This is a genomic window from Zoogloea sp. GDB6 (assembly GCF_056724105.1).
Window position 1 is genome coordinate 2,810,616 of the sequence record NZ_CM161497.1, and the last position, 21,215, is coordinate 2,831,830.

Sequence of the window (21,215 nt, forward strand, 5' to 3'; positions counted from 1 at the left end):
CATCGCCTGAACCACGCCATGGCCGCCCCCGCCTTATCCCTAAATCACCTGGTCTGGCGCGGCGACCGGCTGGCCACGCCAGCCTTGCCGGGGCGGCCGACCGGTCATGCCGCACTCGACGCAGTCCTGCCGGGCGGTGGTTGGCCCCTCGCCGCGCTGAGCGAACTGCTGCTGCCCCGTAATGGCATCGGCGAACTGGGTTTGCTGCTACCCCAGCTCGCCAATGTGCCAGCCGGCCGCTGGGCGGCCTGCATCGCCCCGCCCGGCCTGCCCTATGCGCCAGCCCTCGCCGCCGCTGGCGTGCCCCTCGAGCGCCTGCTCATCGTACAGGCCGAGAGCCCGGCCCACGCCCGCTGGGCGGCCCGTCAGGCCCTCGACTCCCGCAGCTGCGAGGTGGTCCTGCTATGGCTGGCCGACGCCGACATGGGCGCGCTGCGCCGCCTGCAACTGGCCGCCGAGGAAAGCGGCACGCCGCTGATCCTGCTCCGCCCCGAAAGCGCGGCCCACCAACCTTCCCCGGCCGTCCTGCGGTTGGCGCTCAGCCCCTGCCGCGGCGGCCTCGGGATCCGCATCCTCAAGCGCCGCGGGCCGCAACTGGCCGCCCCCCTGGCGCTCGAACTCCCGTGGCCAGGCGGTGGCACACGGCCCGACTGCGGCCTCGAACATCCTTCGACGGCAACGATCGATCCGCAGCCCTCCTCCCCCTCCGGCAAGCATGCTCTGGTGCGCCCTTTACCTCCCCGATCTGCCCCTCCAGGTCTTCACGCGGGGGCGCAGTGAGGCCGCCCCGCTTGCGGTCCTCGATGGCCACCCTCGCCGGCGGGTGGTGGCCGCGGATCCAGCGGCAGTGGCGCGCGGCGTGGAGCCAGGGCTTGGGCGGGCCAGCGCACTGGCCATAGTGCCGGCGCTGTGCCTGGTCGACCGGCAGCCGGCCCTCGAACACGCGGCGCTGATCGACATCGCCACCTGGGCCGGACGTTTCACTCCCGCCATCAGCCTCGACCCGCCCCACGCCATCCTGCTGGAAGTGGAAACCTGTCTGCGCCTGTTCGGCGGACTCGTTCCGCTGGGCCAGCAGATCACCCAGGGAATCGAAGACCTGGGCTTCCACGCCCACCTGGCCATCGCGCAGACACCGCTGGCCGCCCGCTGGCTGGCCCGCTTCGACAGCGCTGATGACGTGGGCGCACCGCTTGCCAGCAGGCTCGACCCACTGCCGCTGATCGCCCTCGCCGACGGCACACCGGTCGGCCCCGACAGCCTGGACCTGCTCACCGGCACCGGCCACGTCACCCTGGGAGAAGTGCGCCACCTGCCGCGCCACGGTCTGGCCCGGCGCCATGCCCAGGCGGTCACCGACGCCCTCGATCGGGCTTATGGGCGCATCCCCGATCCACGTCCGTGGTTCAAGCCGCCCGAACGCTATGCGTCCCGCCTGCCGCTGCCGACCCCGTCCGACCAGGTGGACACCCTGCTGTTCGCCACCCGCCGCCTACTCGCCGGCCTGGCCGGCTGGCTGGACGCCCGTCAGGCCGGCATCGAGCGTTTCACGTTGGTCCTGGAGTTCGAGCGCAACAGCCAGGCGCCGGAAGCGCCGCTCGAAATCGTGCTGGGCACCCTCTCCCAGGACATGCAGCGCTGCCAGCTGCTGGCCCGCGAGCACCTGAACCGCCTGCCCCTGCCGGCCGCCGTCGACGCCTTGCGGCTCACTGCCGACGAGCCCCGTCCGCTGGCGCCGCCCGCTGGCGAACTCTTTCAGGGCGATGACGGCCAACCGGGCGACGCGGGCCTGTTGCTGGCCACCCTGCGGGCACGCCTCGGCGACCAGGCCGTGCGCTGCCTCGCCCCCCACCCCGATCATCGCCCCGAAAAGGCCTGGCGCTGGGTCGAACCCCAGCCCCGGGAGCGCAGCCGTAGCCGACAAGAGCCGCCGACACTGCCGGCTTCACCGCGCCCCTTATGGCTGCTGCCGGAGCCCCGTCCGATTCCGGCCCCGCCGCCGTGGTCGCTCCTCGCCGGTCCGGAACGCATTGAATCCGGCTGGTGGGACGGGCCTGAGGCCACGGTACGCCGGGACTATTTCGTCGCCCGCAGCCAGGACGGCGGCCTGGCCTGGGTCTTCCGGGACGGTGTCGCCCCCCATTGCTGGTATCTCCACGGCCACTTCGCCTGAGAGCCGTCGACACGGCTGGGCTAGACTACGCGGCTCATGAAATCGCCCTCCTCATCCTCCCTCGTCCGGCGCATCCTCGAACTCGCCTGGCCGGTACTCGTCGCCCAGCTGTCGTCCATGACCCAGATGGTCAGCGATACCGTCCTGAGCGGTCACTATGGCACCACCGACCTGGCCGCTGTCGCAGTCGGCAGCGGCATCTACATCTCCATCGTGATGCTGCTGGTCGGCATCCTGCAGGCCGTCTCACCGACCGTCGCCCATCATGTCGGCGCGGCGCGCCACCAGGACATCGCCCCGACCCTCCAGCAGGGCTTCTGGCTGGCCCTGCTGCTGGCCGTTCCCGGCGTAGTGCTGCTCACCCGGCCGGACTGGCTGATGCAGTTCAGCGAGATGAGCCCCGAGATCGAAGCCCGCGCCCGCGATTACCTGGGCACCATCGCCTGGGGCCTGCCGGCGGTACTGCTGTACCGTACCTTCTATGCCTTCACCAATGCGCTGGGGCATAGCCGGGTGCTGATGGTGATCAGCCTGGTCACCACCGCAGTACACATCCCGCTGTCGTGGGCGCTGGTCAATGGCCACCTCGGCATGGCGGCCCTCGGCGGCACCGGCTGTGCGGTGTCCAGCGCGGTCGTCGGCTGGCTGGCGCTCCTCAGCGCGCTCTTCCACATGGCCCGATCACCGGCCTATGCCCGCTACCAGCTGTTCTCCCACTGGCAGGCGCCGCATCCGCGGGTACTCTCGGACCTGCTGCGGCTGGGCCTGCCGATGGGCTTCTCGAGTTTTGTGGAGATCACCGCCTTCACGCTGATCGCCCTGCTCGTCGCCAAGCTGGGCGCCTCGGTGGTCGCTGGCCACCGCATCGTCGGCAACCTGGGGGCGCTGATCTACATGCTGCCGCTGGCCCTTGCCATCGCCACCCTCGTGCTGGTCGGCCAATCGGTCGGTGCCCGGGATGGCAAGGGTGCCCGACATGCGGCCAAGGTCGGCGTGATCCTGGCGGCAGGACTGTCGACCACGGTGGCCACCGTCATCTGGCTGGCCCGCGAGCCGATCTTCGCCGCCTACACCGCCGATCCGCAGGTCCAGCAACTCGGCATTTCCCTGCTGATCTACATCTGGCTTTACCAGCTCTTCGATGCCATCCAGACGGTGGCCGCCCATGCGCTGCGCGGCTACAAGATCACCTTCGGCCCGATGCTCGTGCATACCCTGTGTTTCTGGGGCATCGGCCTGGCCGGTGGCTACGGCCTGGCCTTCCACGGGGTCGGCGACCTGCTGCCACCCCAGGGCGTGGCCGGCTTCTGGCAGGCCACGGTGCTCAGCAACATCGCCGCAGCCGGGCTGTTCAGCGCCTACCTGTATCGCGTGGCGCGGCGCTTCTAAGCAGAAGAGACGCGCCGCGCGCTCAGGCAGCGGCCGTCAGCCAGGCCTCGCGCAAGGCCTTGGCCTGGCCCGAGCTGCGCTCTGCCAAGGCCAGCTTGGCGGTATCCGCCGGCGCGGCCTGAAGCTCCACCTCGAACTCCATCAGCTCATCGCGCCGGAAGGCGTGCACATGCAAGGTTTCGCCCGCCAGCCGGCGGGACAGCAGCTTGTCCAGGTTGGCGTTGGTGACGCGGATGCCATCCAGCGCGACCAGCACGTCCCCCGCCGACAGGCCGGCCGCCTGGGCCGCACCGCCGTCGTAGACGTTGGCCAGCTTGACCGCGTCGCCATCGGCCGCCGTACGCACGCCAAGGCCCGGGCTGCTGTTCGGTGCCTCCCACGTCAGGCTCAGACCAAGCCGCTTGAGCCAGACATCCAGCGGGAGTTCTTCGGTCCCCTCGACCAGCTCCCGCAGCCAGCGCCCCAGCGCCGGACCGCCGAGCTCCGCAGCCAGCGCGAAGATGCCATCCTCGTCCACACCGACGCCGGTGAGCCCATGGCGCTGCCACAGGGCGCGCATCAGATCGTCCAGGCTGCGGGCGCCCTTGCTGTCCGCGCGCAGGCGCAGGTCGAGCAGCAAGGCCACCAGCGAACCCTTGGTGTAGTAGCTGACGATGGCGTTGGGGCTGTTCTCGTCCTGGCGGTAATACTTGGTCCACGCCTCGAAGGACGACTCCGCCACGCTCTGCTTGCGGCGGCCGCTGCCCTTATGCACCTGCGTGATGGTCTTGGACAGCAGCGCCAGGTAGTCCTTGTCGGTGATCTGCCCGCTGCGCACCAGCATCAGGTCGTCGTAGTAGGACGTGAAGCCTTCGAAGGCCCACAGCAGGCGCGTGTACCCTTCCTGCGTCAGGTCGTAGGGCACGAAGGCCGCCGGCTTGATGCGCTTGACGTTCCAGGTGTGAAAATACTCGTGGCTGCACAGGCCGAGGAACTGCCGGTAGCCCTCGGTCGCCTCGTCCATGCCCGCATACGGGAGATCGTTGCGGCTGCACAGCAGCGCGGTGGACGCCCGGTGCTCAAGGCCGCCGTAGCCATCGCCCACCGCCATGGTCAGGAACACATAGCGGTCCATCGGCGCCGGCTCGCCGAACAGGCGGATCTGCGCCTCGCAGATCGGCTTGAGGTCGGCGACCAGGCGCGTCATGTCGCAATCGTGGCGCCCGGTGATGGCTACCGCGTGGGGCACGCCGCAGGCGTCGAACTCGGCCAGGGCGAAAGTGCCCATCTCGACCGGATGGTCGATCAGCTCGTCGTAATCGTCCGCCCGGTACAGGCCGAAGCCGTAGCGCTCTGCCGCGCCGGCCTCTCCGGCCGCTTCCGGCAGGCTGGTGGCCACGCGCCAGCCCGCATCCTTCAGGCCGCGCGGCGGCCGGATGTCCACGAAATGGGGCAGCTGCTCGCAGCCATGGACCTTCAGAAAGACGCTGGTGCCGTTGAAGAAGCCATGGGTCTGATCCAGATGCGCCGTGCGCACCGACAGATCCCACGCATACACCGTGTAGTTCACAGTCACCGGCTCATCCAGCCCCGCCGGCAACACCCAGGTGTGCTTGTCCTGCTTGACCACCTCCAGATGGCGGGTGCCGGCCTTCGCGCTCAGGCTCACGATGTTCTTGGCGAACTCGCGGATCATGTAGCTGCCGGGAATCCAGGCCGGCAGGCTGAGAACCTGCCCTGCCGGGTCGGGGCGCTCGATGCGCAGGGTGATGTCGAACAGATGGGCGGCCGGCTGTGCGGCCTGGATGGTGAACCGGACGGAGCAAGGCATGGAATCGATCGGTGCGAAAATGTGACGGAGCCGTGATTCTACTCGCCACGCGGCACCGGGCACGCTTTCAACGCACTCGTCATCAGGGAATGAAAGGCAGATCGATCAGGTCGCTGCGCGCCGCGCCGGCCGTCATCTGCCGGCACAGGGCGATGAACTCACGCATGCCGGCGGTCACGTACTTGCGCTTGTGGGTCACGAACTGGAACTGGCGGCGCAGGTCCAGCTCCGGCGTCTCCACCGGAACCAGGCTGCCGCGCCGGAAGGCCTCGCGCAGCGCCAGGCGGGAGATGCACCCGATGCCCACGCCGCTCTCCACCGCCCGTTTGATCGCCTCGGTATGCTCCAGCTCAAGGCGCACCTTGAGCTCGCCATTGAAATGGCGCAGCGCCTGGTCGAAGGTCTCCCGCGTTCCCGAGCCGCTCTCGCGCAGGATCCAGTCCTGGCCGGCCATCTCGTCGAGGCTGATCCGCCCCGCCTTCGCCAGCGGGTGCGACGGCGCACAGAAGACCACCAGCTCGTCCTCCACCCACGGCTCCACCAGCAGGTCGGCGTGCCGGCAGGTGCCTTCGATCAGCCCCAGGTCGAGCTCGTAATGAAGGAGCTGATCGACGATGGTGGTCGAGTTGTGCACTCTCAGCTTCACCTGCGCGCTAGGGTGGCGGCGCAGGAAATCGGCAGCGATCAATGTCGCCAGGTAGTTGCCGACGGTCAGCGTTGCACCGATCTGCAAGGGCCCGAAATCGGTCTGCCGGGCCAACAGGGACTCGATCTCCACCGCGTGTTCGAGCAGTTGCACCGCGTGGGGCAGTAGTACCTGCCCCAGCTCGTTGAGGCGCAGAGACTTGCCGATGCGGTCGAACAGCTGGGTGTCGAACTGGCGCTCGAACTCTCCCAGCGCGGTGCTGGTTGCTGACTGGGACAGGGCCAGTTCGTCCGCCGCCCGCGACACACTCTCCTGGCGGGCCACGGCGACGAAGATTTCCAGCTGGCGTAAGGTGTATTTCATATCTGCAAAACAGAATATGTATATAGATACAATCCATTTTACCGATCTTACAGGCAGGTTAAAATTGCTGCACTACCGCAATCCACTCCTTCGCCGCCATGAGCAAACTGAGCACCCAGACCGTCCTGTCCGTTCATCACTGGAACGAATCCCTGTTCAGCTTCAAGGTTACCCGTGACGCCGGCCTGCGCTTCGACAACGGCCAGTTCGTGATGATCGGCCTGGAAGTGGAAGGTCGCCCGCTCACCCGCGCCTACAGCATCGCCAGCCCCAACTACGAGGAGCATCTGGAGTTCTTCAGCATCAAGGTCCCCAACGGCCCGCTGACCTCCCGCCTGCAGCACCTCCAGCCGGGCGACCCGATCGTGATCAGCAAGAAGCCCACCGGCACCCTGGTGCTGTCCGACCTGCTGCCCGGCCGCAACCTGTACCTGTTCTCCACCGGCACCGGCCTCGCCCCGTTCATGAGCGTGATCCAGGATCCGGAAACCTACGAGCGCTTCGAAAAGGTCATCCTGCTGCACGGCGTGCGCTATGTGTCCGAGCTGGCCTACAGCGAGTTCATCGAACAGGAGCTGCCGCAGAATGAATTCTTCGGCGAGGAAGTGCGCAACAAGCTGGTGTACTACCCCACCGTAACCCGCGAAGAGTTCCGCAACCAGGGCCGTGTGACCGAAGTGATCACCACCGGCAAGCTGTTCGAAGACACCGGCCTGCCGACCATCGACCCGGCCCAGGACCGCGCCATGATCTGCGGCAGCCCGGCCATGCTCGACGACTGCTGCAAGATGCTCGACGGCCTCGGCTTCAAGATCTCCGAGCACATCGGTGCCCCCGGCGACTACGTGATCGAACGCGCTTTCGTCGAAAAATAATACAAAACGCCCCCAACCCCAGCAAAGTCCGGCTCCGGCCGGACTTTGTCGTTTACCGCCCCGCCGGCTCCGCCAGGCGGGTGAGCATGCGCCGCACTGCAATCATCTGCGGCCCCTTCTGCGTCGCGTAGTCCGGCGACCCATAGCCCCACCAGTCCCAGCAGCCCTTCGGGTTGTAGAGCCAGCGCCAGGAACCCGAGGCCAGGCCACTACGCGCCGCCACCTGCGGATACAGCACGATCAGCCGGTTCGCCTCGGCCCACTCGTTGTAGCCCGCCCCCTCGACGAAACGCTGGCCGATCTGGTCTTCACCCTGCAGGCAACCGTGGAAGGCCACATGCACCGCACAGCCGCCGGCACGGCAACTGCGCGGCACATAGGCATAACCCTGCTCGGCCAACCCCGCATCCGCAGCCGCACCGTCAATGAAGGGACGCTGATCGAAAGCCTGCAGCGCCGCTGCATCGACCCGGACACGCGGCTGCAGCGGCCCCAACAGGCTGCGCAGCAATTCGCCCGGCGCATCGAAATCGCCACAGCGGTTGATGTAAGGCGGCTCAGACGTCGCACAGGCATTCGGATGTGCGTCGGCGACGGAGATCATCGCGTGCCCCGCGTTCGGCAAGCTCACCACCTGCAGCGCCGAGGCCGGCACCCACTGGCGATAGAAAGCCAGCAGCGCGTCCACCACCGGGCGGGCGACGGTCTTGTCTCCACCGCCACTGAAAACCCACACCCTGTCGTCGGCCAGCCCCGCCGGCGGATCGATCAGGCCGCTACGGGCACGGGCCTCGACGCGAGCACGCATCTCGTCCGGCGTCGGCAACTTGGCCCAGGCCTGCGGCGCCATGCAATTGACGAGGGCGCGCCGGATGCTGCCCTCCGCGCAGTCGTACGGCCCCGCCGCCAGGACGCCGGCCCCCTTGACGAGCCGCGACCAGGCTACCTGGAACTGCACCGCCATGTAGCCGCCGGATGAAATGCCCGACACCGTGACCGCGTCCGCCTTCGCACCGACGGCGGGCAATGGCGGCGCTGCCATTACCGCAGCCGGCAGTACCAGTCCGGACCAGAAAGCCAATGCAGCGCGCATCGACTTACGCACCGATCAGATGCCGCAACACACCACCGCCGGCCGCCAGCCCCAACGCGCCGAAGGCCAACGCGCCGATGGTGAAGCCGCCGGCGCGCTTCTCCGGCGCCCGCGCATAGCCCACCGCGTACCAGATGCGCCCGACGATCCACACGCCACCGAGGCCCGCCGCCAACGCGTCACTCACATAGGCGGCACAGATCCACAGGCACGGCAGCGTCATCACCGCCCACTCGAGAGTGTTCATCTGCACACGGTACAGTCGCTCGAACACCGGATGGCCGGTCACCGCCGGCGCCTGGATGCCGTACTTGTGGCGCCCCTTGCCGACGGCGAAGCCCGTCCCGAACATCAACAACACGATCAATAAGGTGACACCGGCGGTCAGAGGCGAGGCAGACAACATGGCAGGAACATTTTTGATGGACGAAGTGCCTTAGCTTACCGGGCAATCACGCTGCCACCTACAATCCCGTCGCTGACCTTCGCCATGCCCGCACCCAAGCCCATGCCGCTCCACCCCGCTCGCGCCCTGCTACAACTGCTCTCCCCTTACCGTTCCCGGGTGGTCGTTGCCGCCATCGCGCTGGTGGTTGCTGCCGGCGCCATGCTGGCCGTCGGCCAGGGCCTGCGAGCGGTCATCGACAAGGGCTTCTCGGCCGGCGACCCGGCCTGGCTGGACCGTACGCTGGCATCGATGTTCGGCGTCATCGCCTTCCTCGCCACCGCCACCTACCTGCGCTTCTATAACGTGTCGTGGCTGGGCGAGCGAGTCACCGCCGACCTGCGCCGGCGCGTCTTCGACCACCTGCTGAGCCTGCCGCCGTCGTGGTTCGAGGCCGGCCGTACCGGCGAAGTGATCTCCCGCCTCACGTCGGACACAACCCAGATCGAGAACGTCGTCGGCTCCAGCCTGTCCATCGCGCTGCGCAACGCGCTATTGCTGATCGGCGGGCTGGCCATGCTGTTCACCACCAGCCTCAAGCTCACGCTGCTGACCCTCGCCGGCGTACCGCTGGTGGTCACCCCCATCATCCTGTTCGGGCGCAGGGTGCGCCGCCTGGCGCGGGAAAGCCAGGACCGCGTGGCCGAGCTCGGCAACCGCATCGACGAGACCATCCACGAGATCCGCATCGTCCAGGCCTACAGCCACGAGGACGCCGACCGGCGCGACTTCGGCCGGCTGGTGGAAGCCAGTTTCGGCACCGCCCGCCAGCGCATCGCCAACCGGGCCCGCCTGGTGGCGGCGGTACTGGTGCTGGTCTTCGGCGCGATCGCCTTCATCCTGTGGATTGGCGGCCACGATGTGCTGGCCGGCCGCCTCAGCGCCGGCGAGCTGTCGGCCTTCGTGTTCTACGCCGCCATCGTCGCTGGTAGTGTCGGCGCGCTGTCCGAAGTGTGGGGCGATTTGCAGCGGGCCGCCGGCGCCACCGAGAGACTGATGGAAATCCTCTCCTCCACACCGGCCATCCAGGCACCCAGGACCCCGCTTGCGCTGCCCAGCCCTGCTGAAGGGCACATCGCGCTGGATGAAGTGCGCTTCCATTACCCGACCCGACCGGATGCACCGGCCCTCGACGACTTCAACCTGCAGGTACAGCCCGGCGAGACGGTCGCGCTGGTCGGCCCGTCCGGTTCCGGCAAGAGCACCGTCTTCCAGCTCCTGCTGCGCTTCTACGATCCGGAGCGCGGCCGCGTCAGCATCGACGGCATCGACCTCACGACCGCCGACCCACTGGCCCTGCGTCAGCGCATCGCGCTGGTCTCCCAGGAGGCGGTGATCTTCGCCGCCAGCGTAGCCGACAACGTGCGCTACGCCCGCCCGGACGCCAGCCTGGACGACGTGAAAGCCGCCTGCGTGGCAGCCTTCGCCCACGACTTCATCGCCGAACTGCCCGAAGGCTACGACACCGACCTCGGCGAGCGCGGCGTGCGCCTGTCCGGCGGGCAACGCCAGCGCATCGCCATCGCCCGCGCGATCCTGGCCGACCGCCCCATCCTGCTCCTCGACGAAGCCACCTCGGCGCTTGATGCGGAGAGCGAGCGCATGGTCCAGTCGGCGCTCGATGGCTTGATGCACCAGCGCACCACCATCGTCATCGCCCACCGCCTTGCCACCGTGCAGAAGGCCGACCGCATCGTCGTGATGGACAACGGCCGCATCGTGCAGCAGGGCAGCCACGCCGAGCTCATCGCCCTGGACGGCCTCTATGCCCACCTTGCCAAGCTGCAATTCGTCGCCTGAGGGCAGCGCCCCGCGTCTGCATCGGGTAAAGTCTCGCCTTTGATTTTTTGCATCTCCGGAAAGTACCCCGATGGCCCAATACGTCATGTCCATGCTGCGCGTCAGCAAGGTCGTCCCGCCCAAGCGTCAGATCATCAAGGACATCTCCCTGTCCTTCTTCCCCGGTGCCAAGATCGGCCTGCTCGGCCTCAATGGCGCCGGCAAGTCCACCGTGCTGAAGATCATGGCCGGCGTCGAGAAGGAATACGACGGCGAGGTCCAGTGGCAACCCAACATGTCCATCGGTTACCTGCCCCAGGAGCCACAGCTGGACCCCACCAAGACCGTCCGCGAGGAAGTGGAGTCGGGCCTCGGCGAGGTGATGGAAGCCAAGCAGAAGCTCGAAGAGGTGTACGCCGCCTACGCCGAACCGGACGCCGACTTCGACAAGCTGGCTGAACTGCAGGCCAAGTACGAGAACATCATCGCCACCAGCGGCGCCGACGTGGAAACCCAGCTCGAGATCGCCGCCGACGCCCTGCGCCTGCCGCCCTGGGATGCCAAGGTCGGCCCCCTGTCCGGCGGTGAGAAACGCCGCGTGGCCCTGTGCAAGCTGCTGCTGTCGCGCCCCGACATGCTGCTGCTGGACGAGCCGACCAACCACCTGGACGCCGAATCCGTCGAGTGGCTGGAACAGTTCCTGGTGCGCTTCCCGGGCACCGTGGTGGCCGTCACCCACGACCGCTACTTCCTCGACAACGCCGCCGAGTGGATCCTTGAACTCGACCGCGGCCAGGGCATCCCCTGGAAGGGCAACTACTCCAGCTGGCTGGAACAGAAGGAAGCCCGCCTGGAGCAGGAAGCCAAGCAGGAAGGCGCCCGCATGAAGGCCATGAAGCAGGAACTGGAGTGGGTGCGTTCCAACCCCAAGGCGCGCCAGGCCAAGAGCAAGGCCCGTATCGCCCGCTACGAAGAGATGTCCTCGGTCGAATACCAGAAGCGCAACGAGACCCAGGAAATCTTCATCCCGGTCGGCGAGCGCCTCGGCGACAAGGTCATCGAATTCACCGACGTGTCCAAGGGCTTCGGCGACAAGCTGCTGATGGACAAGGTGAACTTCAGCATCCCCGCAGGTGCCATCGTCGGCATCATCGGCCCCAACGGTGCCGGTAAGTCCACCCTGTTCAAGATGATCACCGGCCAGGACACGCCCGACTCCGGCGACGTGGTGATCGGCCCCACGGTCAAGATCGCCTACGTGGACCAGTCCCGCGACTGCCTGGACGGCAGCAAGACGGTCTTCGACGAGTTGGCCGGCGGCGCCGACATCCTGACCATCGGCAAGTTCGAGATGCCCAGCCGGGCCTACATCGGCCGCTTCAACTTCAAGGGCGGCGACCAGCAGAAGCTGGTCGGCAACCTGTCCGGCGGCGAGCGCGGTCGCCTGCACCTGGCCAAGACCCTGATGAGCGGCGGCAACGTGCTGCTCCTCGATGAACCGTCCAACGACCTTGACGTGGAAACCCTGCGGGCCCTGGAAGACGCGCTGCTGGAATTCGCCGGCTGCGCGCTGATCATCTCCCACGACCGCTGGTTCCTCGACCGGATCTGTACCCACATCCTGGCCGCCGAAGGCGATTCCCAATGGACCTTCTTCGCCGGCAACTACCAGGAGTACGAGGAAGACAAGCGCAAGCGCCTGGGTGAGGAAGGTGCCAAGCCGAAGCGGATCCGCTACAAGCCGATCAGCCGCTGAACCTTGCATGACGCGTGGGGCACGAGAATTCGGCCCCACAAAAACAAGAAGCCCCGGCGCTCGCCGGGGCTTCTCTGTTTGGTGCCTCAGGAAACGCTTAGAACGAATGCAGCAGCGACAGGCCGATGATCTGCGTAACCTGATCCGGCTTCACAAAGACCTTGGTGCCGTCCGCATACACCCACTGCGACCAGGTGTAGTCGTCCATCTTGCGCAGGTCGTAGATGTAATCCAGGCGCACGCGGGTTTGCTTGCTGACCGGATAGGTCGCGTTCAGCTTTAGGGTGTTCTGCGTGTACTTGGTGTCCGGCAAGACCCCCATTCCGGATGCCAGGGCTCCCGTCGTGGTGCAGGTCGCATTGGTGCAGGTGGTAGCCGGCAGGTTGCCGATCAGCTGCTTGTTGGTGTCCTGGGAGTACAGGAACTGGGCACCCACATCCACCATCTTCACCTTGCCATTCACACCCAGACCGAACTGGTCGGAGTTCTGCTTGAGCGTCGCATCCCACTGAATGAGCGCGCCGGTGCGGAAGGTATTGACCGTGCAGTTGCTGTTACTGCCGGTCGTACACGCCGCGCCCTGCATGTTCTGGGACGATTCGCCCAACTGCTTTGAATACCAGGCGTTCAGCTTCCAGATATCGCTGACTGCATAGGTACCGTCCAGGGACAGCACCTGCCCTTTGCCCTTGTCGAGGCCGTAGGTACTCTTGCGGTAGTCGTCGAAATAGGCTTCGTACGCGACCTGCAGGTTCAGGCTCTCGGTCGCGCTCCAGTCGAGCATGCCGCGGACCTTGTCGCGATTGCGGTCGGCCAGATACACCGGATAGATCGGCGGCGCGCTGGCGCCGAACCAGTCCGAACCCGTGCGCTCCGAGTGGGCCAGCGACAGGGTGCCATTCACCGTCTCGCTCATGGTCTTGCGCAAGGCCACGCGGGAGGTGGTTTCGGAAACCCGGTGGCGCTCCCACTCGAGGCTGCTCTTGTCGGAATAATCGAGACCGGCGGTCAGGCTGTAGCCACCACCGATGCGGTAATCCGCTTCGAGCTTGCCCCAGTTGGCCACATGGGATTCGGGGTTGTTGTAGTAATTGGTCGTTACGCCGGCGCTGGTCGTGGTGGCGAACAGACGGATCGGCGTCTTGTCCTGCCGATCCTCGTAACGCCAGGAGGCCAGCAGTTTGAGGTCCTTGTTGATCCGCGAAGTGATCGACGAGAAAACTTCGGTAGTCCGCACCACGCCCATCAGGTTTGCGCCGATGCCCGGCAGAGTCGCCTGCCCTGTCAGGAAGGTGTCGTCCTGGCGGCCTTCGGAGTAGGACACTTTCAGGCTCGCCCGCGTATCCTTCGTGAAGTTGTAGGCGCCATTCACGTAGAACTGCTGCACCGAGTTGTCCGGCGCCAGCGCGATCGGCGACAGACCGGTGGCAACCAGCGCCGTGTTGGTGCCCGGCACGACGGTCAGCGCGTTGTACTTGGTGCTCAGGAAGCTCCCGTAATAACCACCGGTGAGCTGGTACTTCTCGGTGGTGTAATCGACCGTGGCCTCGAACTGCTTGTGGTTCTGGTCGATGGGCTCCGGCGAGAACAGGAAGCCGCTGTACAGGTTGGGCGTTCCGGTACCGGCCACGCCGCGCACGCCGTCCATGCGCGTACCGGTCTTGTCCTCGTTCTTGAACGAGAAGCCCAGCTTGAGCCCCTCGGCAACGAACTTGCTGGCGGTCAGCGTGGTGATGTCGCGCTCGGTCTTGAGGGTGACGTCGTAGGCGTTCGGATTGTTGGCAGCCCCCGCCGTGCTGGCGATATTGGGCTGCACGATCGTGTTGCGGCCAACGCCCTGCACCGCCGTCGTCACGTCATAGGGAGCGTAGCGCGGGATCTGGTCATAGCTGAGGCCCAGTGACCAGTCGCCCTGCTTCTCGTAGCGGATGCTCAGCTCCTGGGTGCGCAGGCCGAGATTGCGGGCGTTCAGCTTGAACCACTTGGCCTCCTCGTCGCGGCGCACCACGTCGATGTCCACGTTGCCGTTGAAGCCTTCGTTGTTGACGCCGCTGTACTGGCGGTACAGCGGATTCACCGCGCTGTAGTACGGCAGGTTGAGCGCCGCCTCGGTCTTGTTGGGGCTGGTCAGCTCCTCGACTTCATCCGCCCACACGCTGGCGACCGGAAACACCGCTGACAAGGCCATGACAATGGCAGTCTGCCGGAAATTCAGATGCTTGCTCATGATCATCCTCCTCGCTCAGCGGAAGAAGCGGAACGGGCCGCTGGACGTCGCATTGCTGGGGCTGTTGCTGCCATGGATGTTGGTATGGCAGTTCATGCAGCCGCGCGCCTGGGCCATGCCCGGGCCGATGTTGGTGCTGACCGCATTGGGCAGGTTGCCGCGGGTCGCCGGGATGTTGCCCGGGTGCGAGGAGTCGCCATGACACTGCTGGCACAGGAAGGGCTGGCGCGCCTTGAGCATCGCGTCCGCCGTGGTGCCGTGGGGGTTGTGGCAGTTGCCGCAATCCTCGACGACCGGCTGGTGGTTATGCACGAAGGGGCCGCGCTTCTCGGCGTGGCAGGTGTAGCAGGTGGCGTTGGTGGAGTCCTTGACCAACATCTTCGGACCGGCCGAGCCATGCGCGTTGTGGCAATCCGAGCAGGTCATCTTGCCTTCGGGGATCGGGTGGTGCGACGGCTTGTTGGCCTCGGCGCGCTGCTGCTTGTGGCAGGTGTAGCAGACTTCCGCCTGGGTACGCTTGTCGCGGACCTTGTCCTTGCCGGCATGGACCTGGTGGCAGGAGGTACACGAGACATCCCGGTTGGCGTGGGCGCTGGTGTTCCAGTTGATGTGCTTGCCGCCCTGGTGGCAGGTCGTACAGGCGGCGCTCTTCTCATCGGCGCTGAGCTTCGACGACTTGCCGAAGCTGCGGTCGACGGCCGGGCGTTCCTTCAGCTTTTCGGGGTTGTTGACGTGCTTGTCGCTGTCGCCGTGACAGCTGGTGCAACTCGGTGTGCGGCCGTCGGCCAGGCTGCCGTGCTTGGTCTTGCCAATATGGAGCAGTTTGGGTTCGTCGCTCTCGTCATGGCAGGACGTGCACTTGGCGTCGCCCTTCAGCACGAGATCCTTGGCAGGCGGTTTGCCGCCGCTCGTCGGGGCATCGGCCGCCAGCACGGCGGTGCTGCCCGCCAATGCCCCAAGCACCATGCATGAGGCGATCAGCTGTCGCAGAAATTTCATGTTGTTTCTCCCTGGTACTACCTGCGTTGTCCGGGATGCCCTGCAAGTCGGGCATCCCACCCGAACGGCTTACTTGCCGAGGGACAGAATCCAGTCGGTCAGATTCTTGATCTCGGCCTTGTCCTTGGTCTTGAGGATCTTGTGCTCCTCTTCCTTGCCGTCATCGAACTTGACCATCTCGCCGGAGGTGAGGTGATGCAGCAGCTTGGCTTCCGCATCCGGCTTGCCCTTGAAGGACTTGGAAATCTCGGTCAGGGACTTGGCCTCCTTCTTCTTGTCTACCGCGTGGCACTTGGTACAGCCTTCCTTCTTGGCCAGGGCCTGGGCGGCATCGGCATCGAAGGCGAAGGCTTGGGCGGACAGCATCAGGCCGGATGCGCAAAGGCCGGACACCACCACTGCGGTCAATTTGGATTTCATGTGCGACTCTCCTCGAGGATGTTTATTGCTTGAGTTGGAACGGGAAATCAATGCTCGTACCAGCCGCTGATCATCATCTTGAACAGGCTGGAAACCTTGGGCCCCATGGTGCCCAGGTAGATGTGGCTGACTGCGAACAGCACGATCGCCGCGGCGCCGAGGTAATGGACCAGGGCGATCGGCAGCAGGCCGTCGAGGCCGAAAAGGCGGTCGGGGGCGAACTGCGGGTATAGGAAGATCAGCCCGGTGGCGATGACCACCGGCAGCACCAGGTACATGATCGACCAGTAGGTGACCGCCTGCAGCGCGTTGAAATTGACCTCGGGAGTCGGCGGAAAGGGTTCCTTCTCGCCCTTGAAGATGCCCGAGCCATAGAACTGCATCTGCTTGAGGCAGCGCCCGATGATGCCGGGCGGCTTCGGCACATACTGCCACCAGTTGCCGGTGACGATGTTGCCGACCACGAAGACCACGTACAAACCGGCCAGGCACACACCGGCCACGTTGTGGATGCGGGCGGCCAGCGAGAACTCCACCAGTGGCAGGTCGGGATTGGAAAAGTGCAGGCTGACGCCGGTCACCGCCAGCACGATGATCGCCAGCGCATTGCTCCAGTGCCACAGGCGGATCCACAGGGGCAGCATGAAAACGCGATTAGTCATGGTTCTTGCTCCGGCGCATGCGGGTGGTGATGATGCGGACCAGGCCGTGGCCGATCACGCCGACGACGGTGGCGACGAACAGGCCGATCACGATCCAGTCGATGGACGGGTTGCGGGTCGCCCCCACCACGTACGAATTGCTGAGGATCACGCTGTTGAGGAAGCCGTACTTGTTCTGCTCTTCCTTGGCCAGGTGACGGTAGAGGCGCGCATTCAGCGACGTGTTGGCGCTGTGGCAGGTGGCGCACTTCTTCTCGGCCTTGTCCTTGTTCAGGATCTCGTGGGACAGGGACAGCTTGTCCTCCGTCGGCGTGTGACACTCGATGCAGCGCACAGCCTGCCAGTGCAGGCGGGTGTTGGGCAGCCAGCTGTGGATATCGTCGATGGGCGGACGCTTCTTCTTCTCCGGCGCGATCTTGGCGAAGGCCAGGTCGGAGTCGTGGCAGTCCAGGCAGATCTTGTTGTCCTGGGCCACGATCTTGTGCGGGTCGCGCAGCTTGGAGGCCAGCGTCATCACGTGCGGATCGTGGCAGGTCGAGCAGGTGAAGCTGTCGCTGAGATGCTCGGCATGCACCGACTTGTCGAACTGGCGCTCGATGCGCATCGCCTTGCGGGCGTGGCAGTCCTGGCATTCGCTCAGGCCTTCCTTCGCCTTGGCTGCATGAGGATGCTTGTCGTAGCCGTCGCCATGGCATTTGGAGCATGCCATCTGCCCGTGATCGGACGCCGTATAGGTATCCACATCGACGAGGTAATTACGCAGTTTCTTGAGATCCAGCCCTTCCTTGGGCGGCTTCTTGAGCCCTGCCTCCGAGTGACAGGTCAGACACTCGACATTGGCCGTCTTGATCTTGGCCAGCTCTTCCGGCGTTGGGGGGGGATCGTCGGCAAATGCCGTGGCAGTCAGCATGACCAGCAAGGCCAGGGCGCCGCACAGCTTGTTCTTGAAATTGGCAAACACGTGATTTCCTCTGAATTCCGACCGTCGAATTATCAGTGCGTCCCGTTTTGCCAGAACATTTCGATACACATGAAATGCACCCCTGTTGATCAAGATCAAGGTCTGGCGCGACTCTGTAAGCATTTATGCGACACCGGCATGCTCTCCGGAATAGGTGTTTCCCCACCCCCTTGTCAAGTTTTCTCCATGACATCCGTCACTCGAGAATCTCGACCGGCATGCCGACATGCAGATCGGAGCGCCCCTCGGCGATCACGTTCTGCCCGAAGATCACCCCGGCAGGCGTCCGCCGATACTGGGCCAGCGTGCGCAGGGGTTCCTGGTCCAACCCCTTGCGCCCGGTGTGCGGATCGACGGTGGTGAACACACAGCGCTCACAGGGCTTGGCAATGCGGAACACGGCCCCGCCGATGCGCAGGCGCGTCCAGCCGTCCTCCGCAAAGGCATCGCACCCCGTTACCACCAGGTTGGGCCGGAAGCGCTCCATCTCCAGCGGACGCCCGACCCGTGCGGACAGATCGTCCAGCGAGGCCTGAGTGGCCAGCAGCAACGGAAAGCCGTCAGCAAAAGAAAGCGGCACGGCAGCGTCATTTCTTAAATGCCGGGACGTCTCGGCACCGATCCACAGGAACTTCAGCCGCGCGCCCACGTAGGCCGAGATCCAGTCGTCGGCCTCGTCCGCACCGTGCCATGCCGAAAACGTGTCGCTCCACACCGTCGCCGGATGCGGCTTGGTGAAGGCCGTGTTGGGCACGAACAGTGGCTCACGCCCCGGCGCCGACAGACGGACGCCGTCCGCCGCGGGAGCGGCGTCGATCAACACCAGTTCGGGATATTCCCGGCCGGTCATCAGGCGCCCATTGGGGTCGCCGACCATCCAGTGGCGGTCGAAAGGCAGGCCGATCGGGCTCACCGGGCTGGCATCAAGGCGCTCGCCGCGCATGGACTTGACCGGGTAACGATAGAGGGCGGAAAGGATCAGCGGGTTGTCGGACATGATGTTCTCTCTCTGTTGGGCTTGGATACCCGGATTACGGGATGAAATGGCAGGCCGTCGAAGCAGCCTGCCGGCGAACACACTGATTATCCCGGCAGCCCTCCGGCAGCGGCAATCGGACACGGATCGCCCGGGCGCTTTAAAATAGCGGCCCGTAACCGATTGCCGCCCGGCGGCCCTGCCTCCCATGACCTACGAAGAACACCTGGACGAAGTCGCCACCCTCCTCTTCGAGCGCTACAAGCTCACCGAACAGGCCGCCATCCAGCTCGTCATGAAGGCTCAGGCCGACGGCTACTTCAGCGGCCACGACGACGATCCCTCGATCTGCACCCAACTGCGCGCCGAGCAGGATGCCAAGCGCGTTTTCAAGGAATACAGCAAGCCGGCCGCCGCCAAGCCCTTCACGCCCCCCCGCGGTCGCGCACGCCGCTGACGGATGCGGGAACCAAGTGCATGGGCATGGGCTCTGCATGAAAACGACACCCGACACCTTGCCCTGATTCCATGACGCCCAGTGCCATCCAGCTCATCGGCGCGACCCTCTTCGCGGTCGCCATCCTGCATACCTTCTCCACCCGCTTCTTCGAGCACCTCGCCCATACGCGCCCCACACATGCGGGCATCTGGCACCTGCTCGGCGAGGTGGAGGTGGTGTTCGGCTTCTGGGCGATGGTCCTGCTCGTGGCGATGTTCTCCATCGACGGCGCCCAGCCGGCCACCGCCTATATCGAATCGCGCAATTTCACCGAGCCGATGTTCGTCTTTGCGATCATGGTCATCGCCGGCACGCGCCCGATCCTCCACGCTGCCAGCGGACTCGTCCGTCTGACGGCACGTGCTGTGCCGCTGCCCGGCCCAGCGGCCGGCTACTTCACGGTGCTCGCGCTGGTACCGCTGCTCGGCTCCTTTATCACCGAACCGGCAGCCATGACGCTGGCGGCGCTGATGCTGCGCGACGAGTTCTTCAGCCGCGGCCTGTCCACGCGCCTGAAGTACGCGACCCTCGGCGTGCTGTTCGTCAACATCTCCATCGGTGGCACGCTGACCCCCTTCGCCGCACCGCCGGTGCTGATGGTCGCCGGCAAGTGGGGCTGGGACACCCACTTCATGCTGAGCCAGTTCGGCTGGAAGGCCGCGCTCGCCGTCGGCATCAACGCTCTCGGCGCCACGCTGGCCTTCCGCCGTGAACTCGCAGCCCTTCGCCCCGCGGCCAGCGAAGCCGACACGCAGCGTGTTCCGCTGGCGCTGACACTGGTGCACCTGCTGTTCCTGTGCGGCGTCGTGGTGTCCGCCCACCATCCGGCAATCTTCCTGGGCCTGTTCCTGTTTTTCCTGGGCGTCGCCGACGCCTACGCCCGCCACCAAGACCGCCTGATCCTGCGCGAAGGCCTGCTGGTGGCCTTCTTCCTGGCCGGCCTGGTCGTGCTCGGCGGGCAGCAGCAATGGTGGCTGCAGCCGCTGCTGATGAGCATGAGCAGCGATGCGGTCTTCGTCGGCGCGACCCTCCTCACCGCCGTTACCGACAACGCCGCGCTGACCTACCTGGGCTCCCTCGTCGAAGGGCTCAGCGATGCCTTCAAGTACGCACTGGTCAGCGGCGCCGTGACCGGCGGCGGCCTCACCATCATCGCCAACGCCCCCAACCCCGCGGGCAGCGCCATCCTGCGCGGCAGTTTCGACGACGAGTCGATCAACGCCGGCGGGCTGTTCGTCGCCGCGCTGCTGCCGACGCTGGTGGCGGGCAGCGCCTTCCTGCTGCTGTAAGCACAATCCTGCGCGCCGAATAAGCTTCCACGTTTTTCTTGGTTCAGTCTGCCGCCGCCGCTGCCTAGACTGCCCCCATCCCATAAAACGTGACACAGGCAGCAGAATGCGGGCGAAGCGGCAACCACGCCGCTCCGCCCGCGCCGTTCTGCACCGGAAAGCGCCCCATGCACCACACCACCCTCATCGTTCCCGGCTTCCACGGCAGCGGCCCCGCCCACTGGCAGACCTGGCTGGAAACCCAGCTTCCCGACGCCCGCCGGGTCCGTGGCATCGACTGGGAAAACCCGGTTCTGGCCCGCTGGGCACAAACCGTCCGCGACGAGATCGACGCCTCGCCCGGCCCGGTCTGGCTCGTCGCCCACAGCTTCGGCTGCCTCGCCTCCGTCGTCGCCGCCAGCGACCGCCTCAACCGGGTGGCCGGCCTGCTGCTCGTCGCGCCGGCCGATCCTGAACGCTTCACGCCCTTCGGCCTGCGCGACGAGGACTCCCATCCGGAGGATGAGGGCCTGAGCCGCTGGATTCCCCGTGATGCCATCGGCGCACCGAGCATCGTCGTCGCCAGCACCAACGATCCGTGGGTACGCCTGTCCTCCGCCGCCTACTGGGCCGACAGCTGGGGCAGCCACCTGGTGGAGATCGGCGCCGCCGGTCACATCAATGTGGACTCCGGTCACGGCCCGTGGCCGCGCGGCCTGGAACTACTGCACGCCCTGAAGGCCTCCGCCGAGGACCTGCCTCTCGGCAGCATCGACGACATCACCCTCGTGCGTCGGGGCCGCCATGGCGCCCTCGCCCGCCTGCGCCACGGCACGCGCGGACGCCCCTAGCCTGGAAACGCAACAGCCCCGCA

Annotated in this window: 19 protein-coding genes; 9 read left to right on the forward strand and 10 right to left on the reverse strand. The window is 66.0% G+C overall.

Features of this window, described 5'->3' with window-relative positions:
* Positions 1–18: 18 nt before the first annotated feature.
* Genes imuA through AC1PQG_RS12765 form a run of 3 tightly spaced genes read left to right on the forward strand, consistent with a single transcriptional unit; the run spans position 19 to position 3,562 of the window.
* Positions 19–780, forward strand: coding sequence for a translesion DNA synthesis-associated protein ImuA (gene imuA, locus AC1PQG_RS12755; RefSeq protein WP_481122902.1), 762 nt, complete (start codon positions 19–21; stop codon positions 778–780).
* Positions 716–2,173 (forward strand): Y-family DNA polymerase, encoded by a 1,458-nt coding sequence (locus tag AC1PQG_RS12760; protein WP_481122903.1) that lies wholly within the window; start codon positions 716–718, stop codon positions 2,171–2,173. The genes imuA and AC1PQG_RS12760 overlap by 65 nt, the downstream gene beginning before the upstream one ends.
* A gap of 36 nt (positions 2,174–2,209) precedes the next feature.
* Positions 2,210–3,562 (forward strand): MATE family efflux transporter, encoded by a 1,353-nt coding sequence (locus AC1PQG_RS12765; protein ID WP_481122904.1) that lies wholly within the window; start codon positions 2,210–2,212, stop codon positions 3,560–3,562.
* A gap of 22 nt (positions 3,563–3,584) precedes the next feature.
* Here the strand turns inward: AC1PQG_RS12765 and AC1PQG_RS12770 are convergent, their stop codons facing one another.
* Both AC1PQG_RS12770 and AC1PQG_RS12775 read right to left on the reverse strand, forming a co-directional pair.
* Positions 3,585–5,372 carry a M61 family metallopeptidase gene (locus AC1PQG_RS12770; RefSeq protein ID WP_481122905.1) on the reverse strand — a complete coding sequence of 596 codons (1,788 nt, stop codon included), beginning with the start codon at positions 5,370–5,372 and terminating at the stop codon, positions 3,585–3,587.
* A gap of 82 nt (positions 5,373–5,454) precedes the next feature.
* Positions 5,455–6,381 (reverse strand): LysR family transcriptional regulator, encoded by a 927-nt coding sequence (locus AC1PQG_RS12775; protein WP_481122906.1) that lies wholly within the window; start codon positions 6,379–6,381, stop codon positions 5,455–5,457.
* Between the two features lie 98 nt (positions 6,382–6,479).
* On the opposite strand from AC1PQG_RS12775, the gene AC1PQG_RS12780 reads away from it, so the two are divergent.
* Positions 6,480–7,256: a ferredoxin--NADP reductase gene (locus AC1PQG_RS12780; protein ID WP_481122907.1), complete on the forward strand. Its 777-nt coding sequence runs from the start codon at positions 6,480–6,482 to the stop codon at positions 7,254–7,256.
* A 52-nt stretch (positions 7,257–7,308) separates the two neighbouring features.
* Here AC1PQG_RS12780 and AC1PQG_RS12785 read toward each other — a convergent pair whose 3' ends face one another.
* Together AC1PQG_RS12785 and AC1PQG_RS12790 are read right to left on the reverse strand one after the other, a co-directional pair.
* Complete coding sequence (locus AC1PQG_RS12785; protein WP_481122908.1) at positions 7,309–8,349, reverse strand: extracellular catalytic domain type 2 short-chain-length polyhydroxyalkanoate depolymerase; 1,041 nt, start codon at positions 8,347–8,349, stop codon at positions 7,309–7,311.
* Between the two features lie 4 nt (positions 8,350–8,353).
* Complete coding sequence (locus tag AC1PQG_RS12790) at positions 8,354–8,755, reverse strand: MAPEG family protein (RefSeq protein WP_481114007.1); 402 nt, start codon at positions 8,753–8,755, stop codon at positions 8,354–8,356.
* An 84-nt stretch (positions 8,756–8,839) separates the two neighbouring features.
* Between AC1PQG_RS12790 and AC1PQG_RS12795 the strand changes: the two genes are divergently transcribed.
* On the forward strand, positions 8,840–10,594 hold the full coding sequence (locus tag AC1PQG_RS12795) for an ABC transporter transmembrane domain-containing protein (protein WP_481122909.1): 1,755 nt from the start codon (positions 8,840–8,842) through the stop codon (positions 10,592–10,594).
* 70 nt (positions 10,595–10,664) lie between these two features.
* Positions 10,665–12,329 (forward strand): energy-dependent translational throttle protein EttA, encoded by a 1,665-nt coding sequence (gene ettA, locus AC1PQG_RS12800; protein ID WP_481122910.1) that lies wholly within the window; start codon positions 10,665–10,667, stop codon positions 12,327–12,329.
* Between the two features lie 97 nt (positions 12,330–12,426).
* Here the strand turns inward: ettA and AC1PQG_RS12805 are convergent, their stop codons facing one another.
* From AC1PQG_RS12805 to AC1PQG_RS12830, 6 genes are all read right to left on the reverse strand, one after another.
* Positions 12,427–14,556, reverse strand: coding sequence for an MtrB/PioB family decaheme-associated outer membrane protein (locus tag AC1PQG_RS12805; RefSeq protein WP_481122911.1), 2,130 nt, complete (start codon positions 14,554–14,556; stop codon positions 12,427–12,429).
* A gap of 15 nt (positions 14,557–14,571) precedes the next feature.
* Positions 14,572–15,555 (reverse strand): DmsE family decaheme c-type cytochrome, encoded by a 984-nt coding sequence (locus AC1PQG_RS12810; protein ID WP_481122912.1) that lies wholly within the window; start codon positions 15,553–15,555, stop codon positions 14,572–14,574.
* A gap of 69 nt (positions 15,556–15,624) precedes the next feature.
* The gene (locus AC1PQG_RS12815) at positions 15,625–15,975 is read right to left on the reverse strand and encodes a c-type cytochrome (protein WP_481122913.1); all 351 of its coding nucleotides are present in this window, start codon (positions 15,973–15,975) and stop codon (positions 15,625–15,627) included.
* A 47-nt stretch (positions 15,976–16,022) separates the two neighbouring features.
* On the reverse strand, positions 16,023–16,637 hold the full coding sequence (locus AC1PQG_RS12820; RefSeq protein ID WP_481122914.1) for a cytochrome b/b6 domain-containing protein: 615 nt from the start codon (positions 16,635–16,637) through the stop codon (positions 16,023–16,025).
* Positions 16,630–17,598, reverse strand: a complete 969-nt coding sequence (locus tag AC1PQG_RS12825; protein ID WP_481122915.1) for a cytochrome c3 family protein — start codon at positions 17,596–17,598, stop codon at positions 16,630–16,632. Before AC1PQG_RS12825 ends, AC1PQG_RS12820 begins: the two co-directional genes overlap by 8 nt.
* 196 nt (positions 17,599–17,794) lie before the next feature.
* The gene (locus AC1PQG_RS12830; protein ID WP_481122916.1) at positions 17,795–18,595 is read right to left on the reverse strand and encodes an MOSC domain-containing protein; all 801 of its coding nucleotides are present in this window, start codon (positions 18,593–18,595) and stop codon (positions 17,795–17,797) included.
* A gap of 187 nt (positions 18,596–18,782) precedes the next feature.
* On the opposite strand from AC1PQG_RS12830, the gene AC1PQG_RS12835 reads away from it, so the two are divergent.
* The 3 genes from AC1PQG_RS12835 (at position 18,783) to AC1PQG_RS12845 (ending at position 21,192) form a co-directional block, all read left to right on the forward strand.
* Positions 18,783–19,031, forward strand: a complete 249-nt coding sequence (locus tag AC1PQG_RS12835; RefSeq protein WP_481113998.1) for a hypothetical protein — start codon at positions 18,783–18,785, stop codon at positions 19,029–19,031.
* Positions 19,032–19,102: 71 nt separating this feature from the next.
* Positions 19,103–20,362: a putative Na+/H+ antiporter gene (locus tag AC1PQG_RS12840; protein WP_481122917.1), complete on the forward strand. Its 1,260-nt coding sequence runs from the start codon at positions 19,103–19,105 to the stop codon at positions 20,360–20,362.
* Between the two features lie 167 nt (positions 20,363–20,529).
* Positions 20,530–21,192, forward strand: coding sequence for an RBBP9/YdeN family alpha/beta hydrolase (locus tag AC1PQG_RS12845; protein ID WP_481122918.1), 663 nt, complete (start codon positions 20,530–20,532; stop codon positions 21,190–21,192).
* Positions 21,193–21,215 lie beyond the last annotated feature (23 nt).